General features: G+C 44.7%; 19 protein-coding genes. 13 read left to right on the plus strand and 6 right to left on the minus strand.

Annotation, left to right across the window (positions count from 1 at the left end):
* Positions 1 to 183: 183 nt before the first annotated feature.
* Both O8C68_06340 and O8C68_06345 read right to left on the minus strand, forming a co-directional pair.
* Positions 184 to 1083: a formylmethanofuran dehydrogenase gene (locus tag O8C68_06340; protein ID MCZ7395421.1), complete on the minus strand. Its 900-nt coding sequence runs from the start codon at positions 1081 to 1083 to the stop codon at positions 184 to 186.
* A gap of 11 nt (positions 1084 to 1094) precedes the next feature.
* The gene (locus tag O8C68_06345; GenBank protein ID MCZ7395422.1) at positions 1095 to 3164 is read right to left on the minus strand and encodes a helix-hairpin-helix domain-containing protein; all 2070 of its coding nucleotides are present in this window, start codon (positions 3162 to 3164) and stop codon (positions 1095 to 1097) included.
* Positions 3165 to 3334: 170 nt separating this feature from the next.
* On the opposite strand from O8C68_06345, the gene cfbD reads away from it, so the two are divergent.
* Together cfbD and cfbC are read left to right on the plus strand one after the other, a co-directional pair.
* The gene (cfbD, locus tag O8C68_06350) at positions 3335 to 4447 is read left to right on the plus strand and encodes a Ni-sirohydrochlorin a,c-diamide reductive cyclase catalytic subunit (protein MCZ7395423.1); all 1113 of its coding nucleotides are present in this window, start codon (positions 3335 to 3337) and stop codon (positions 4445 to 4447) included.
* The gene (gene cfbC / locus O8C68_06355; GenBank protein MCZ7395424.1) at positions 4440 to 5231 is read left to right on the plus strand and encodes a Ni-sirohydrochlorin a,c-diamide reductive cyclase ATP-dependent reductase subunit; all 792 of its coding nucleotides are present in this window, start codon (positions 4440 to 4442) and stop codon (positions 5229 to 5231) included. Before cfbD ends, cfbC begins: the two co-directional genes overlap by 8 nt.
* 4 nt (positions 5232 to 5235) lie before the next feature.
* On the opposite strand, the gene O8C68_06360 is transcribed toward cfbC, so the two are convergent.
* Positions 5236 to 5493 (minus strand): YgiT-type zinc finger protein, encoded by a 258-nt coding sequence (locus tag O8C68_06360; protein ID MCZ7395425.1) that lies wholly within the window; start codon positions 5491 to 5493, stop codon positions 5236 to 5238.
* Positions 5494 to 5498: 5 nt separating this feature from the next.
* Complete coding sequence (locus tag O8C68_06365) at positions 5499 to 5816, minus strand: DUF4258 domain-containing protein (protein MCZ7395426.1); 318 nt, start codon at positions 5814 to 5816, stop codon at positions 5499 to 5501.
* 119 nt (positions 5817 to 5935) lie between these two features.
* On the opposite strand from O8C68_06365, the gene cfbB reads away from it, so the two are divergent.
* From cfbB to tatA, 7 genes are all read left to right on the plus strand, one after another.
* Entirely contained in the window at positions 5936 to 7369 is a 1434-nt protein-coding gene (gene cfbB / locus O8C68_06370) for a Ni-sirohydrochlorin a,c-diamide synthase (GenBank protein ID MCZ7395427.1), read from the plus strand.
* Between the two features lie 236 nt (positions 7370 to 7605).
* Positions 7606 to 7845: a hypothetical protein gene (locus O8C68_06375; GenBank protein MCZ7395428.1), complete on the plus strand. Its 240-nt coding sequence runs from the start codon at positions 7606 to 7608 to the stop codon at positions 7843 to 7845.
* A gap of 37 nt (positions 7846 to 7882) precedes the next feature.
* Positions 7883 to 9508, plus strand: a complete 1626-nt coding sequence (locus O8C68_06380) for an ABC transporter permease subunit (GenBank protein ID MCZ7395429.1) — start codon at positions 7883 to 7885, stop codon at positions 9506 to 9508.
* 10 nt (positions 9509 to 9518) lie between these two features.
* A complete protein-coding gene (locus O8C68_06385) occupies positions 9519 to 10265 on the plus strand; it encodes an ABC transporter ATP-binding protein (protein ID MCZ7395430.1) in 747 nt (248 codons plus the stop codon).
* 3 nt (positions 10266 to 10268) lie between these two features.
* On the plus strand, positions 10269 to 10742 hold the full coding sequence (locus O8C68_06390) for an AAA-associated domain-containing protein (protein ID MCZ7395431.1): 474 nt from the start codon (positions 10269 to 10271) through the stop codon (positions 10740 to 10742).
* 40 nt (positions 10743 to 10782) lie between these two features.
* Positions 10783 to 11091 carry a twin-arginine translocase TatA/TatE family subunit gene (locus tag O8C68_06395; protein MCZ7395432.1) on the plus strand — a complete coding sequence of 103 codons (309 nt, stop codon included), beginning with the start codon at positions 10783 to 10785 and terminating at the stop codon, positions 11089 to 11091.
* Between the two features lie 50 nt (positions 11092 to 11141).
* Complete coding sequence (gene tatA, locus O8C68_06400) at positions 11142 to 11450, plus strand: twin-arginine translocase TatA/TatE family subunit (GenBank protein ID MCZ7395433.1); 309 nt, start codon at positions 11142 to 11144, stop codon at positions 11448 to 11450.
* 11 nt (positions 11451 to 11461) lie between these two features.
* Here the strand turns inward: tatA and O8C68_06405 are convergent, their stop codons facing one another.
* Both O8C68_06405 and larB read right to left on the minus strand, forming a co-directional pair.
* Positions 11462 to 11872, minus strand: coding sequence for a DUF1699 family protein (locus O8C68_06405; protein MCZ7395434.1), 411 nt, complete (start codon positions 11870 to 11872; stop codon positions 11462 to 11464).
* A gap of 150 nt (positions 11873 to 12022) precedes the next feature.
* A complete protein-coding gene (larB, locus tag O8C68_06410; GenBank protein ID MCZ7395435.1) occupies positions 12023 to 12802 on the minus strand; it encodes a nickel pincer cofactor biosynthesis protein LarB in 780 nt (259 codons plus the stop codon).
* Between the two features lie 201 nt (positions 12803 to 13003).
* Between larB and O8C68_06415 the strand changes: the two genes are divergently transcribed.
* The 4 genes from O8C68_06415 (at position 13004) to nrfD (ending at position 16393) form a co-directional block, all read left to right on the plus strand.
* On the plus strand, positions 13004 to 13936 hold the full coding sequence (locus O8C68_06415; protein ID MCZ7395436.1) for a cytochrome c3 family protein: 933 nt from the start codon (positions 13004 to 13006) through the stop codon (positions 13934 to 13936).
* A gap of 141 nt (positions 13937 to 14077) precedes the next feature.
* Positions 14078 to 14455 carry a multiheme c-type cytochrome gene (locus O8C68_06420; protein MCZ7395437.1) on the plus strand — a complete coding sequence of 126 codons (378 nt, stop codon included), beginning with the start codon at positions 14078 to 14080 and terminating at the stop codon, positions 14453 to 14455.
* Between the two features lie 10 nt (positions 14456 to 14465).
* Positions 14466 to 15230, plus strand: coding sequence for a 4Fe-4S dicluster domain-containing protein (locus tag O8C68_06425; GenBank protein MCZ7395438.1), 765 nt, complete (start codon positions 14466 to 14468; stop codon positions 15228 to 15230).
* A complete protein-coding gene (gene nrfD, locus O8C68_06430; protein ID MCZ7395439.1) occupies positions 15227 to 16393 on the plus strand; it encodes a polysulfide reductase NrfD in 1167 nt (388 codons plus the stop codon). The genes O8C68_06425 and nrfD overlap by 4 nt, the downstream gene beginning before the upstream one ends.
* The last annotated feature ends 49 nt before the right edge of the window (positions 16394 to 16442 follow it).

The following is a 16442-nucleotide window of genomic DNA, read 5'->3' on the forward strand; positions in this document are numbered from 1 at the left end:
TACCACCACCATCCCCAACCCACTTATTTTTTCCTGGTTGCAGAGGCTTCTTTTCTATTTATCATTAATATGCTTTTTCCCCAACATTACCCCAATACATGTATCTGAAAATAATGAGAGAGAAGCACCCTCGTTGATGCACTCCGAATTCATTCCGGCGTCGGTTACTGCAAAAGATGGGCATCATTCGCCTCGTAAGAATTTCTTGAACATCATCGCCTCAACCTGACTTATGTCCAGAAGCCTGACCAGCATTCCAATATCGTTCCCATCCACCTGAGCTGCGGGCAGCATGGCTTCCCCTTTATAGAATATCGCTCCTCCTTTCATGTTTGCGCCGACATAACCTTTGGCCTTCCCGCCGATAATAAGCGTCCCGCCCTTCATATATGCACCTGCGAACTCTCCCGCATTATTCGTAATTATCACCCCTCCCCGCTGGAGCACTCCTGTGTTCATGCCCGTGTCCCCCTCCACATGAACAAACCCGCGCTTCATCAGGATGCCTGTACTCATACCCGCATCCCCCTCCACGGTGACCTTTTTATCAGCATCAAGCCTGGCAGCGATCGTGTCCCGGATTATCCCATCCCTTATGGAAAGTTCATGCCCTTTCAGTACATTCGGAGGAAGCAGGGCTTCATTTAACCCATCCTGAAGAATACCGCTAATCGACCTGTACATTCTGTAGCCGGGGCGGTCGGACTCAACCTCGACCACATTACCAATCGGCTGTTTAACATTACCTCTGGCATATATAACCCCGGAAACCATGCTGATTCCCATCCTTGTATCGATATCACCATCCACGATTATCGAGCCTGCCCTGAGAGGTTTTCCAGTCCCTCCAAAAAATTTCAGGTCAACACCGAGGCTGCTGCCCAGCCTTTTGCCTGCGCTCCCCTTAATATGCACATCCTCTCCATTTTTCAGGCGCGAAACAAGGTCTTCGTACGTATAGGATGTGCTCTTTTGATGCGGAATAATACCGGAAGGAGAAAGCCGCTCTCCCCCGTGCTGCCAGTAAAAATCATAGGTGAAATCGCACAGGCAATCAACAGGCTGGGACAATTCAAGATACATAGCGCACACAACTATTTGAACTTCTTTAACAACCTTTCATAGAACTCGTTATCCTTATTCTTCCTCGCAAGCCGCTCCACAATCAACTCAGGTGTGCTGCGCGCCAGATAATTATAGCGCGGATTACGATCCACGATCAGGTTGTGCTGCTCATCCAGACCTTTTGCTTCAATCCCGTCCACGCGTATATTGCGGTCAGTATTCCTGAGAATGGCTTCCGCGACGTGGCTCACGAAAACACCCAGTCCGCTGTTGTTTTCAAGCTCCTCAAGAATGCCCGAAATAATTTTGGCTGATGCACCCGGCTCCGTGATGGATTCCATCTCGTCTGTAAGCACAATCTTGCTCTTATTGTTCGCAACAGCCGAGAACTCCTTAATTGCGCTCTCAAATGCCCCTGCATCCATTGTCCCTCTGGATTTTCCGAAATAGTAGAATTCTTCTACAAGACCGATCTCGCTTTCCTTCGCCGGGACAGGAAAACCCATGTGGGCTAATATTACAACCTGTGCAAGTAATTCGAGTGTCGAGGTCTTGCCTCCTGAGTTTACTCCGCTTAGCAGCACCACTCTTGCGTCTTTGAGTTTGACAATGTCGGAATTCATGCGCGAATTCCCGACTGTGTAATTTATAGGGACTGCATTCTCAATGAAGAGATTGCTGCCTCCTGTAATCCCGATTCCGGGATTGTCCTGGAGAAAAGGCATATCCAGAACGTATTTTCGGGCAAAACACGCAATCGTGTAGCCCACGTCAAATTCAAGAGCCTCCCGGACAAGGAAGGATGCGGTGTCCTTCAACGCTGAAAGCGTGTGCGCATTCTCCCTTAAAAGCACAAGTTTTCTTGAAGTTATAATGTGCTGCAGGTGGTTTTTTAATCCTTCCACGCTTCTCTGATTTACTTTTACAGGATGCGATGCATCATCGCCAAAGAAATTATTAACATACTGCGCTTCTCCAGGGTTCAAGCCAAGTTCGCTGACTATCGAGCGCAGCGCATTGGCTGTTACCGTGTTGTATTTTTCTCTGATTTCCTTCTCGAAAACCTGGTTGATACTCCCATCCATGGAGGTGAGCAGGTCAAAACCCTTGACCGTGACCGAACTTTTTTCAATGAGAGCCCCGAATTCAAGATTCGCTCTCCTTTCCACACTTGTAATAACATCATTTAACCTGTCATAAATCGATCCGAGCCTGTCGATTTCACTATCAAGACCGCTTTTGAAGCCCGTATCCCTGGATAGTTTCATCAAACCTGAGGATAAGCGCTCAATCTCTTCATCCTTTATACTATCGCAGAAATCCGGCGCATGCCGCCTTATGTGCCTGAGAAATGATATCGCGCAAGTTATGGATTCAAGATTTTTTATAAAGAACGAGAGTTCCTTTTCAGGTGCAACCTGCCACACCTCAGCCTTCCTGATATCCATGAAATCAACATCCATGTCCTCTGGAAAATCCATCCCTGCAAGGCTTGTGCCCACAGTAACATGGGAGTAGCCGCGCGCTACATCCACAGCTTCCCTGGCATCACTGACAAGCTGTACCGAAACCGGGAATCTTTTGGCTGCTTCGAACTCTTCTGTGCTGGTTGTAATGATTACCCTGTCCCTGATTACCGGGACATTGAAATTTGCTTTTATGGGTTTTATTTTTGATAAAAGAGAGGCGAGTTCATTATCATCGAGTTTTTTAGCCAGTTCTATAATACCCCCGACCTCTTTTTGATTTTTGATTATGCTTTCCTTTTTATGTGCAGGATATGGAAAATATAAGGAAAGCTTGCTTCTTGCATGCCCGGTGTGGGCAAATCCTTTAATTAGCGCCATGATGCGCCCGTATATTTCATAAGCCTCGTCTGTCTTAAGAAAATCCCGTACCCCGACACCTTCGTTCAAAGCAATAGCGTCAAGTACGAGGGATATGGCGGATTTCTCGGTCATTCCTTCGACCTCGCTTAAAGCGGCTATATCGTTGTTCAATATGGCATCAAGCGCCTGCTTTTCCGAACCGAAGTGCTTGATCAGGCGAAGGGCGGTTTTTTCACCGATCCGGGGGATGGATTTGAGGTTGGGTATCATTGTTGTGATGCGTATTCTATATTTTTATACTCAAAGGGGTTATGATTTTAAAAATATTGGTATGAGTGATGCGAAAGTATAATATCCAGACAGGTGTACTATAAAAACCACCATTTTCATCATTTGCCCAAAACCCCGCATTTAAATGCGGGGTCTCCAGGAGAAAAAGGATGCCTGTAAAACAAAAAGAACCGCTCATAATGCACCCGCGCCCAAGCTCGATTGTGGCTGCATTGTACACCTTGAGAGATCTCGACACAGATGTTGTGATACTGCACGGTCCTCCGGGATGCAGCTTCAAGCATGCCAGGCTTCTCGAGGAGGACGGGATGAGAGTTGTTACCACCTCGCTTGATGAATCAGGATTCGTCTTCGGGGGGCACGATTCCTTGGTTGAAGTCCTTGAAAAGGTTATCGAACGGTTCAAACCCAAACGCATCGGCATAGTGGGGACATGTGCAAGCATGATTATAGGCGAGGAGCTGCACGAAGCGGTTACACAGGTCCAGCCTGATGTGCCTGTTATTGAGGTTGAAGTGCATGCAGGCTACAGGGACAACACAAAAGGAGTGATTATGGCGCTTGAATCCGCGCTTGCCGCCGGGATTATAAGCGAGGCGGAATTCGAGAGGCAGAAGGCGTTGCTGAAAGAAGCCACTATGGTTGAAAAGCGCCATGGAGCAGCCAGCAAAGAATACCTTGAGCCAAGCCGCGGAGATTTAAAATATAAGGTGGCTGAAAGGTTGCTTGAGCTTATGAAACAGGGAAAAAAAGGGCTCAACATACTCAACGCGAAAAAGGAGACTGCTTTCATGTTTGCGGATATCAACCTTGCAGTGGCGCAGGTTGCCGAGAAGTTCGGAACTCGAGTAATAAACATGGCGAACCTTGATGAGAACCTGGGGCTTCCCAAGAACAGGAGAAATGCACGCGAAATCAGAGAAGAATTAACGCAGAAAGGCTTTGAAATCCACCACATAATAGGAGGACTGGACGAGTACCCCATAGCCGGGGATACAGCCAGCCGGATAATAGGTGAAAAATACTCCGATTTCGATTTTGCGGTAATAACTGGCGTGCCGCATGCGCTTCCCATGGAAAACATAAAGAACATGGAGTTATTCTCCATCACGAACGGACCGCGCCAGGTAGTGCCGTTAAAAGAGATGGGGCATAAGCACGTGGTGGTGGAAATTGACCTGCATCCAAAGACACTTGGTGTGAACCACATCGTGGAGTCAGAATTCGGCGCCACGCTGCGGGAGATGAGCAAGGATGCCTAAGCAGATTGCAATCTACGGCAAAGGCGGCATCGGAAAATCAAGCACGGCTTCGAATGTGGCTGCGGCATGCGCCGATGATGGCTACCGGGTCACGATAATAGGATGCGACCCGAAGAGCGATTCTTCCATTACATTATTGCGCGGGAGGAGAATTCCCACGATTATGGATCTGATGAGGCAGGGCGAAGACATAAAAGAAGAGGACATTGTATTCAACGGGTATAAAGGCGTAAAATGCGTGGAAATCGGAGGTCCTGAGCCGGGCATAGGCTGTGCAGGCAGGGGCATCATCGTGGCGATAAGCCTGCTTAAGAAAATCTCAAGAGCGATTGAGGATACCGACCTCGTGATATACGATGTGCCCGGCGACATTGTTTGCGGGGGATTCGTGGCGCCTGTAAAGAAAGGATTGGTAAACGAGGCTTACGTGCTCACCTCTGGCGAGTACATGCCTTTGTATGCCGCAAATAACATCTGCAGGGGGCTTTCACGCCTTGAGATGACGCTTAACGGCGTGATCTGCAATTCACGTGGGGCGCCGAATGAGGAAAACATAGTCACCGAGTTCGCAAAGGAAATAGGGAGCCAGATGATCGCATTTATCCCGAAAGATGTTCTGGTGCAGACATGCGAAAGGGAGGGTTTTTCTGTTATTGAAAATGCCCCTGATTCCAGTATAGCAGGAGTTTACCGCAAACTTGCAAGGAGTATCATGACAAGAAATGAAGGTAAAATTCCTGTGCCTCTTAACGACATGAGATTGAGGGAACTCACAAGGATTTAAAACCTCATGCTACTAATTCTTCATACGCATATGTATGCCCGATTAAGCGGAGATCTTTGGTAAACCCTTTCTCAAGCTCTTTTCTGATTTTCTGCATCTTCTCGTGGGTTCCTTTTGTGTAATAGCGCTCACCACATTTCATGCACACGCCCGCTTCCACTGTCAGCACTGCTGTATTGCAGCCGCCTTTGACGAGCTTCTCTACTTTTTTCTCTATCACTTCGCCACCGCAGTGGGGACAGACTGGAATTATCCTTTCCATATTTTTCACCTCTTTTGTTTTCTTATTTTATAATCGAGCCACTTTTCAGGGTCGGGTATATACGCAGTTACGAGTACGGCTATTTTATGCTCCTCTGAATATGCCCATACGCTGTGTATATGCCTATCGTTCTTATCTCTGCCATATATCAAGCAGCTTGGAAATGGCTTATCATCAGCATAATCTTCTATCACTTCACCATGAAATACCGAATAATACAGGTCATCGTCATCGATTGCATCATTTTCAAGCTCTTCGTCTGCATGCTCTGAAATGTTTACGTATCCTTTTAGTATTGCTTCATGTATTTTTATAATATCCATTTAAGTTTATCCTCAATGTTCCTCTTTAGAGCCTTTAGGAAAAGTCAATTAAGGGCAATAATATATAAGTCAATTGGTATGTTTTATGCGTAACCAGACTATAATAAAAGTTACAAATTATGACCGTTTCGCTTGATATCCCACGCATCCTGATTGCCGGAGACCGCTCCTCGGCAGGAAAAACCACGATCTCAATCGGGATAATGTCTGTGCTGAGAGATATGGGTTATAAGGTGCAGCCTTTTAAGGTCGGTCTTGATTTCATCGACCCGAGCTACCATACGGAGGTGACAGGCAGATATTCGCGGAACCTCGACGGTTACCTGATGTCTGAACCTGCGGTCAAAGAGGTATTCTCCCATGCTGCCAATGGCTCTGATATCGCCATCATAGAAGGCGTGCGCGGGCTTTTCGAGGGGCTTGAAGCCACAAGCGATACCGGGAGCACGGCACAGATTGCCAAAATGTTAAAATGCCCTGTCATCCTTGTCATCAATGCAAGGAGCATCACAAGGAGCACGGCAGCACTTGTTTCTGGGTATAAATCATTCGACCCCCAGGTGAACATCGCTGGGGTAATCCTGAATAACATCGGCAGCCCTCGCCATGGTGAAAAGGCAAGGACTGCGATTGAGACTTACACCGATACCCACGTTATAGGTGAAATTCCGCGCAACGATTCCATGAAAATCTCGATGAGACATCTCGGTCTGATTCCTGCCCTCGAAGGGAGGCGCAGGCTGGATGACTTTGATGCGCGCTTGGAAGGGATTAAGAATATCATAAAAGAAGGAGTGGATATTGATGCACTCATATCCATCGCTAAATCAGCACAACCTCTCGTAAGACCAAAGACCAACATTTTTAAAATTCAATCCCCCCGGAACAGGGAAAAAATTGGAATTGCTCTTGATGAAGCATTTAATTTCTATTACCGGGATAACCTCGAATTGCTTGAACTGGCAGGCGCAGAACTTGTTTATTTCAGCCCTGTGAATGACACCGCTCTGCCTCAGGTTGACGGTCTGTACATAGGGGGCGGATATCCAGAACTCTTCGCCAGGGAACTTGAGGACAATATCCCTATGAGGGAATCCATCAAGCAGGCTTCAGCAGAAGGACTGCCTATCTATGCAGAATGTGGAGGGCTCATGTATTTAACACAGGAGATCAGGACAGCAGTATCAGGGAGCGGGAATTATCACATGGCTGAGATGGAGGAAGGGGCTTTTGCAATGGTAGGGGCGATTCCGGGGAGGACATTGATGGGACATAAGCGGGTTGTGAGCTACAACATCGGCAGCTTTGTAAAGGACAATGTTATAGGTAAAGCGGGCGCTTCATTTATCGGACATGAATTCCACCATTCTGAGATACTGGATCTTCCTGATGACACAGCATTTGCCATGAAACTTGAGCGAGGGATTGGGATCAAAGGAGAACTGGACGGCATACTTGTGAAGAATACCCTTGCTGCGTACGCTCACCTGCATGCAGCCTCATATACTGATTTTGCGAGGTCGTTTGTGGATTTTTGCATTAAAAGATCTTAGCTAAGATAACATCGCAAGGGCGAGTGAAATCATTAAAATGCCTATTACGAGTTTGGTCTTATTATCCATCCGCAGCGATGTCGGAATATAATATTTAAGCTTGCGCATTGATCAGTCCCTTCATCAAAGCCTTCGATATTTACTTCTTTTTTCCAGATAAATCTTTCTTTTCTTTGAACCGCAAGGTAGATAAACCATAAAATTCAAGATAGAAATTGGATAGTGAAGGAATAAAAATGTCCATAAATGAATTAATGTTGATGGTTTTTTTGCTCAACCTGCCTTTCGGTTATTTGAGGAGTAATGCCTCCAAGTTCTCCAGGCAGTGGATGATGGCTGTGCATATCCCTGTTCCGTTCGTGTTCTTATTGAGAATAATCTCGGGTTTGAACTGGACTGCCATACCGCTGCTTGTGTTATCAGACGTTGCAGGACAGATAGCGGGCGGAAAGCTGCGAAAGCGCAACATTACCTGAAAAAGAATTATATACATGCTGTGACTGCAATGAGCCGATGAAAAAAGGACATGTTATCCTCATAATTATATTATTCCTGATTTCCGTCACAGCAGCTTTCTATTTTTTTGATTATATAGATTTTCCCGACCTTAAAAAGCTTCCCTACTACGCTGCATCATCCTTCCTGCGAATGAGCCTCGCTTATTTCTTTTCGCTATGCTTTGCATTATCGTACGGCTATATTGCTGCAACAAATAAGAAGGCGCGAAAGTTCATGCTGCCTTTTCTTGATATTCTCCAATCGGTGCCAATCCTGGGGTTTTTCCCCGCTGCGGTTCTCTTTTTCATAGGCCTTATCCACGGCAGACCCGGGGTTGAGGTGGCTGCCATCTTCCTGATTTTTACGAGCATGGCGTGGAACATGGCTTTTGGCGTGTACGAGTCCCTCACCACCATCCCGAAAGAACTTGTTGAGGCTGCGGACAGTTTTGGGCTCCATGGGTGGCAGCGCCTTGAGAGCCTGACGCTTCCTGTGTGCGTTCCGAAAATGGTTTACAACAGCATAGTATCCTGGTCGGTTGGATGGTTTTTTCTGGTTGCTTCCGAGATCATCTCAGCAGGGTCGGAGTCGTATAAACTTCCTGGGCTTGGAAGCTTCCTGATAGACACAACGTATTCAGGTAAAATTGCCCTTATGCTTGTGGGATTGTCAACCCTTATAATTATTATACTGTTACTTGAAGTATTTATATGGAAGCCGATGCAGTCGTGGGCTGACAAGTACAGCTATGAGTACGCGGGCGAAAAAAAACCCGGGGGGTTCATTTTTAGCACAAAGATTATCAAACATTCATTCAGGTTTATTTTCGAGGTTTTTTCGAAAATAACGGTCACCATGTACATCATCTTCCATAAACATAAATGGATTAAAATTATTTCAAAATCCCTGGGTTATGTTATCCTGATTTCAGTCCTTGCGTATATTTCCTATGTACTTATTGTTTCCATCAATAAAATACTGCTAAACCTGCCTGCTGAAGCTTATTCTATTCCGCTTGCAATAGTATATTCATTCCTCCGACTAAGCGTTGCATACGTGATTTGTATTATCTGGACAATCCCGGCTGCATATTACATAGCAAAAAGTAAAAAAGCATCATCATACCTCATGCCTTTTATGGAAGTCGTAGCTTCTATCCCGGCGATTGCACTTTTTCCTGCGCTGGTCGTAATTTTTATTAGATTCGGGAACCTGGATTTTGCAGCAATTATTCTCATACTTACTGGGATGCAGTGGTATATACTTTTTAACCTGATTGCAGGGGTAAAATCCATACCCAAAGAATTGGAGAACGCTGCTACTGCATTCGGAATTAAAGGAAAGCTCTACTGGAGGAAAGTTATTATACCAGCAATGTTTCCCTCGTTTGTGACAGGAAGCATAACCGCATGGGGTGGGGGATGGAACACCTTAATCGTTGCTGAATATATTGTCTATAAAGGTCAGGAATATCATCTATTCGGGATAGGATATCTGCTTGACAAAGCCACGTTTGAAACGCCAGATTCAAGTATGGTCATTTTGTCTGTACTCGGCATGTCTGTAACCATTATATTCCTGAACAGGCTTATATGGCAGCCACTGTACAGGAAAGCACTGGCTAAATATAAATTCGATTAAAGAGGCGGGAATGCTTGCAGAAATAAAGAATGTATCGAAAAACTACGAAACAGACGGCAATAAACTATTTGTTCTTGACAATGTTAGTTTCTCAGTGGAAGATAACGATTTTATATGCATCGTTGGACCTTCGGGATGCGGAAAAAGCACTCTTTTGCGAATAATCGTAGGACTTGAAACCCCCACATCCGGAGAAGTGCTTTTTAAAGGCGAAGTAATTTCACCCGATAATCCCAAGGTAGCCATGGTTTTCCAGAATTTCGCGCTTTTCCCATGGCTTACTGTTCAGGAGAACATAGAGCTTGTACTTGAATCGATGAAATTACAGAAAAAAGAAGAGGAGAAGAAAGCCTGCAAATATATAAGAGCCGTGGGACTGGATGGCTTTGAAAAGGTTTATCCGCGTGAACTTTCTGGCGGCATGAAGCAGAGGGTGGGGTTTGCACGCGCTCTTGCAGTTGAGCCTGTATTATTATGCATGGATGAACCATTCTCATCGCTTGATGCTCTCACCTCCCAGAACTTAAAAGACGAACTGCTGATGCTGTGGGCTGAAGCCAGCATGCCGCCTGATGCGGTAATCATGGTTACTCATAATGTGGAGGAAGCGGTGTACATGGCTAATCGCATAATCATCCTTTCAGCGCGCCCGGGAAAAGTTGTGGCTGACTTGAGAATCGAATTAGCAAGACCCCGCAACAGGAAAGACCCGGAGTTCTATCGATGGGTTGATAAGGTGTATTCACTAATAGTATAATCTATGATTTTCCCGAAGGCAACAATCAGCGAAATTACAGGACTGCTTGAAGCAGTCAATGATGCAGGAGGGGTAGAGGATGCCGCACGTCTTGCTGCCGATTTTGATCTTGAACTTGATGAGATACTCCCTTCTATCGATGGTGCTGAATTGCTCGGGTTTGTTACAGTTACAAACGGCAATATCGAACTCACCGGAGATGCCCAGAAACTTCTTGACACAGGTATACGGGAAAGAAAAAAAATCATAAGGGAGAAAGTTGCAGGCGTGGAGATAATAAAAGAGCTCAAGAATAAACTCCTGGAATCGAATGAGCGCAAAATGAGTAAAGAAGATGCCCTAAAAATTATTCAGAAAAGTATTTCCACTGCCGATATTGGGAGTTATTTAAAGATAATTATTAATTGGACAAGACACGCTGGATTGATAGGCTATAACAGCGATTCCGAGGAGATATTCCTTATGTCCAGGGAGTGAGGGAAAAGATTTAAGTATCGATGCGGTAAACAACCTATTCATGTTCGATAGTCCTATGCAATTACTCTTGATTTTGATTGTAGCCCTGTTCTTATTCGGTCCCAACAAACTTCCAGAAATGGCTCGTTCCCTGGGTAAGGCTGTAGGGGAATTCAAGAAAGCACAGGTGGAATACGAATATGAGCTAAAACGATTGGATAAACCACTGGATGACAGAGACATAAAAATCCATAATTTAGCGATAGAAATGGGCATAGATGTAAGAAACAAGACATCTGAACAGCTTGTTGAAGAAATACGCTCCAAGATAAAATCGAATGAGAGTTCACCTGTGAAAGCGGCAGGGTAGCATGCTTTCCAGTGCAAAGATTTAAGTTCCAAAGAATAAATAATACACTCATGCTTGATAGTGAGACAATATTACTAGTGATAATAGTAGCCATAATTTTATTCGGCTCAAGTAAGATTCCAGAGCTTGCACGTTCACTCGGCAAAGCCACTGGCGAGTTTAAGAAAGCACAGCGTGAGACCGAACTCGAATTGAAGGATTTTGAGAAATCGGTCAGGGAAGGTAAATCTCAGGATGAAAAAACCTCGAAGATAAAACAGATGGCTTCCGACCTTGGTATAACTACTGAAGGAAAAAGCGACGAGCAATTGCTGGATGAAATAAAGAAAAAAATGCCAACTGTAAAATCCGAAAAATAAAAATAAAAAATTTATTTCTTCTTTGACTTTTCCTTTAACAGGAATTTTAATAAATCCTTACTGAGGCGCGTCTCCCTTCCCAGTCTATCCAGAACCGCAGACTCGGATAAGCCTTCTCTTTTGAGTTCATCCATCCTGTCGAACACGGCAGGTTTTACCTCGGAATATTCATTAATGTCTTTTCTATGCCCCCACACATCCCCTTCCAGTAATGCTATGCCCTGCATATCAAGAAACATTCGTGTTGAATCCGATATCGTCTTGATATACGAACTTGGTATATGTATGGCTTTCACATTGGGGCATGTCTGCACCAGTGTGAAGATGTCTTTGTTTGATGGTCTGAAGGCAAGATGAATTATCTTTTCGCCTGTTCCAAGGGAATTGATTTCCTCTTTAGAGCTTACTACTCGAATCCTCATATTATTTTACCTCTTTATTTTAGATTGTATTTACTATGACTTTTTCACATTGTATAGAAATTAATCCAAACACTCAAGAGACATCTACAATTTCACCATATAAATAATCTTCGCTTTTTAAGCGATATTTGAAACAAGTTAATGTATGTCTCATACTTTTTCAATCCTGTTTTTTGCAACGAGATTGGCTATCCGCGCTGCATAAGCTCCTGCTACAAAACCCGCATCTATATTTACCACGGCAAGAACAGAACAGGACTGGAGCATGGATAGAAGCGCGGCTTCGCCTTTGCCTCCCGCACCATATCCTGTTGAAACAGGAACCCCGATTACAGGTACATCAACCAGTCCCGCCACTATTGCAGGAAGCGTGCCTTCACGTCCTGCCGCTACCACAATCGAATCCACACCTGCCTCAACAAGCCTTGTTAATTCAGGAAATAGCCTGTGAATTCCTGCCACGCCCACATCGTATATGGCGGTAACGGAACAGCCCATCTCCGCTGCTATCAGCTTTGCCTCCTCCGCAACCGGGATATCAGCGGTACCGGCAGAAATAACGCCAACCCTGCCGCCTGTTCTTGCAACAGAATCGCCGATAACAACAATTCTTGCACGCCCAAACCATCTGATATTCGACCCCATCTCTTCGGTCAGTGATTTCAGCGCTGTGTAATTCTCTTCACTTGCCCGGGTTATAATAGCTCTCCCTTCATTCTTCAGATGAATACGTGCTATAGAGACTACTTCATCGCATGTCTTGCAATCGGCTATAATAGCTTCGGGGATGCCCACCCTCTTTGCGCGATGGGTGTCAACTCTTGCGATATCTGATAACAACTCATAGTTGGTTATCCGAAGCTGTCTTTCCGCATCTTCAAGGCTCATCTCATTATTTTTTAATTTTTTTAGTATACGAGACAGCTCCATGCACTGAAATACGCTGGCATATAGATTATTCTTACGCATCAAAACGCTAAGAACTGCACGCAATAAGATAAAAACCAAAAGCTTAAATATAAAATAATATGTTAGTTGAGAGCTAAAAACGGATAGATTTAAAGCGAAAAAAGGCAAAACGTACTTGCCAAAAACGGAAGGTTTGATGATATGCGAGTTAAATTACTTAATTTGATACTATTGTTAACATTACCAGGATTTATTCTAATTTTAATCCCAGCAGCGACTGCTTCAGAAAATTCATGTATCGATTGCCATAAAACAGTAACCCCTTTTACCGAAGAGCAAAAGCGGTTCAACCAGATCAGAATCGAGCATCTTGAAAGACAGGTCACATGTTCTCTTGCATGCCACGAAGATAGAATAAGAAACCTCACCACTACAAATTATCAGCAGTGGTCTGAATCTGTTCATGCCCTGAAAGGAGTTGCTTGCGATGCCTGCCATGGGGGAGATCCAACGCAAGCCACCAAAGAGAAAGCACATGCAAACATTAAGAACATCACAGACCCTGAAAGCCCTGTCTATTACACCAATGTTCCAAATACCTGCGGAAAATGTCATTCCAAAGAGCTGACTAATTTTGAAAACAGCACACATTACAGGAAGCTTGAGGCATTGCAACTCGCTCCGACATGCACGACGTGCCATGTCCCTCATACATTTACGGTCCTGAATCCTGAAGATTTCAGGACTACCTGCGGAACCTGTCATTCGGTGTATAAAAAGATAGCACCATACGACATCCCGCTCAGGGCAGAGGATTTGCTTGGAAAGGTAAATAAATTGAAATTCAATATTGAAACGGCAAGGCAGGATATTTTCTGGGCAAAAGAAAATGGAACTGATGTAAGCCAGGCGCAAGCGTACACAGATAATGCATTAAATACGCTGGATAATCTGGCGCCTATGTGGCATGAATTCAACCTCACGCATTTCGAGAATGAAATAGATGCAGCCAGCACGGAAGTAATGAAAGCTGAGGAGCTCGTAAAACCATCACCCACTCCGACTATAACGCAGGTTCCCAAAACACCAGGATTTATCAGCCTGGCAGGATTGATCGCACTACTTGCCGTATCGTATCTGATAAGAAGGAAATAGAGACCGAAGGATGACAAAAACGATTTCTGAACAGCAGAGAACCTCTATTGTTATACGGGTGAGATGATAATGCATCAACATCTGAAAAGAGCATTTACCTTATTAGCGCTCGGGATAATTGCTTTTATCTTAGTAAGATCCATGATCGTCCCTGACTCTTTCGGGCAGTACGGATGGTATAGGGGTGACTCGGTTCTTGAAATCAGGAATTTTCCAGTAGAGCATGCGGGTTCGGTGAGTTGCGGGGCAGAGAACTGTCACCAGACCATTTATTCTGTATGGATAAATGGCTCTCACAAAACCATAAATTGTGAGACCTGTCATGGTCCTGCAGAACAGCATGTCAGTAACATAAGGATAATGCCGTCTCCTGCAAATGATTCAAGGGACTATTGCGGTCTGTGCCACTTCAAGCGGGCAGCCAGACCTCCGGATTTCCTGCAGATCGACCCTGATATCCATGGTGAGAATCTACAATGCACATATTGCCATAACCCTCATAAGCCAGGGTTTGTTTAATTGGAGGAAAATGGACATATCAAGGCGAGAATTCACTAAACTGGGATGCAGGGTTATTATCGCCGGGGCGGCAGGTACTGCTATTATCGAATCCATCGTTAGAAACGGCAGTGGTGCCGAAAACCCGAAAGGATACGATTGGAATGAACATTATTGGGGCTATGTCGTCGATACAAGAAAATGCATTGGATGCGGGAGATGCGCAAACGCGTGCAAGCTTGAAAACCATGTTCCTTTCGATGAACCTGTTTTTAGAACCTGGGTTGAAAGATACAGGATACTGAAAGATGGCGAAGTGAAAATAGATTCGCCTAACGGGAGCATCGATGGGTTCACAGATGACATTCCTGCCGAGGAGATCAAAAAGGCTTTCTATGTCCCCAAGATATGCAATCACTGCGAAAACCCTCCCTGTGTCCAGGTTTGTCCTGTCGGGGCTACGTATGAGACAAAGGACGGGGTTGTTCTGGTGGATTATGATTACTGCATAGGATGCCGGTATTGCATTCAGGGCTGCCCTTATGGTGCGAGATACTTTAACACAGAAAGGAGGACTGCTGATAAATGCACGTGGTGCTATCACAGGATTACCAGGGGTCTTTTACCTGCATGCGTCCAGGCATGCCCGGTCGGGGCACGGGTTTTTGGAGACCTGAAGGATCCGGAGAGCGCCGTCAATAAAATACTGGATAAAGAGCGGATCAATGTTCTTAAGCCCGACCTGGGAACGAAACCCAAGGTCTATTATGTTGGATTGGACAGGGAAGTGAAATGATGGATTTAATCTCAGGATATATATACCCAAATGAAGCAGAAATACAATGGAGCGTACTGATTGTATTGTATCCGTATATAACGGGTCTTGTCGCCGGAGCATTCATAGCATCATCCTTGTATCATGTTTTTGGTAAAAAAGAAGTTAAACCTGTGGCACGATTTGCCCTTCTCACTGCTCTCTCCTTCCTGTTCGTTGCGACTATGCCGCTGCTTACGCATCTTGGGCATCCGGAGCGTGGTATTGAAATCATGTTCACGCCGCATGTTACGTCTGCGATGTCAGGTTTTGGCTATATTTATTCATTTTATCTGGTTGTTGTGGTGCTTGAGATATGGCTTTCTTTCAGAGAAGATATTGTCAAAATGGCTTTGAATTCAAGAGGATGGAAGGAATTATTATATTCAGTGCTGGCACTTTTTTCATACGACATTTCTGAAAAAGCGCTGCACGATGATGAGAAACTCGCAAAGAAACTTGCCATCATAGGTATTCCGTCAGCGGCTTTCCTGCACGGCTATGTGGGCTTCATTTTCGGCGGGATTAAAGCAAATCCCTGGTGGTCAACTCCTCTTATGCCCATCATATTCCTGATGTCTGCAATTGTATCCGGCATCGCGCTTTTGATTTTACTCTATATTATTGCCATGAAGGTTCGAAAACATGCTATCGACCATAACTGTCTTCATTCTCTGGCGCATTATCTATGGATTTTCCTGATTTTAGACGTGGCACTGGAAATGCTTGAGCTTATAAGCATGAAATACGAATCGCTTGAGCAGCTCGAGATAATAAACAGGCTGCTTTCAGAGAAAATAGCTTTAACTTTCTATGGAGTTCAACTGACGCTTGGCATCATCATTCCATTCATACTTCTCCTGATGGTAGGTATTATGAAGAAAAGGGAAACCCTGAAAATGCTGATGATATCCATTTCTTCCATTTTTGTTCTGATAGGTGTATTTGCTATGCGGTGGAACGTGGTCATCGGAGGACAGGAGATATCCAAGAGCTTAAGCGGCACCCTTACATACGTCCCGGTTTTATTTGGTCAGGAAGGACTCCTGCCTGCGATTGTAATAATGATTATTCCATTTATTATTCTGAGGGTTGTGACGTATATCCTCCCGCCCTGGCAGGACATGGAAGAAAATATTGAGTGAAATCCGACAAAATCAATCGTAAGCTATTTATTGTATCAAATCATCACAT

The sequence above is a fragment of the Candidatus Methanoperedens sp. genome (assembly GCA_027460525.1).
Taxonomy (GTDB): domain Archaea; phylum Halobacteriota; class Methanosarcinia; order Methanosarcinales; family Methanoperedenaceae; genus Methanoperedens.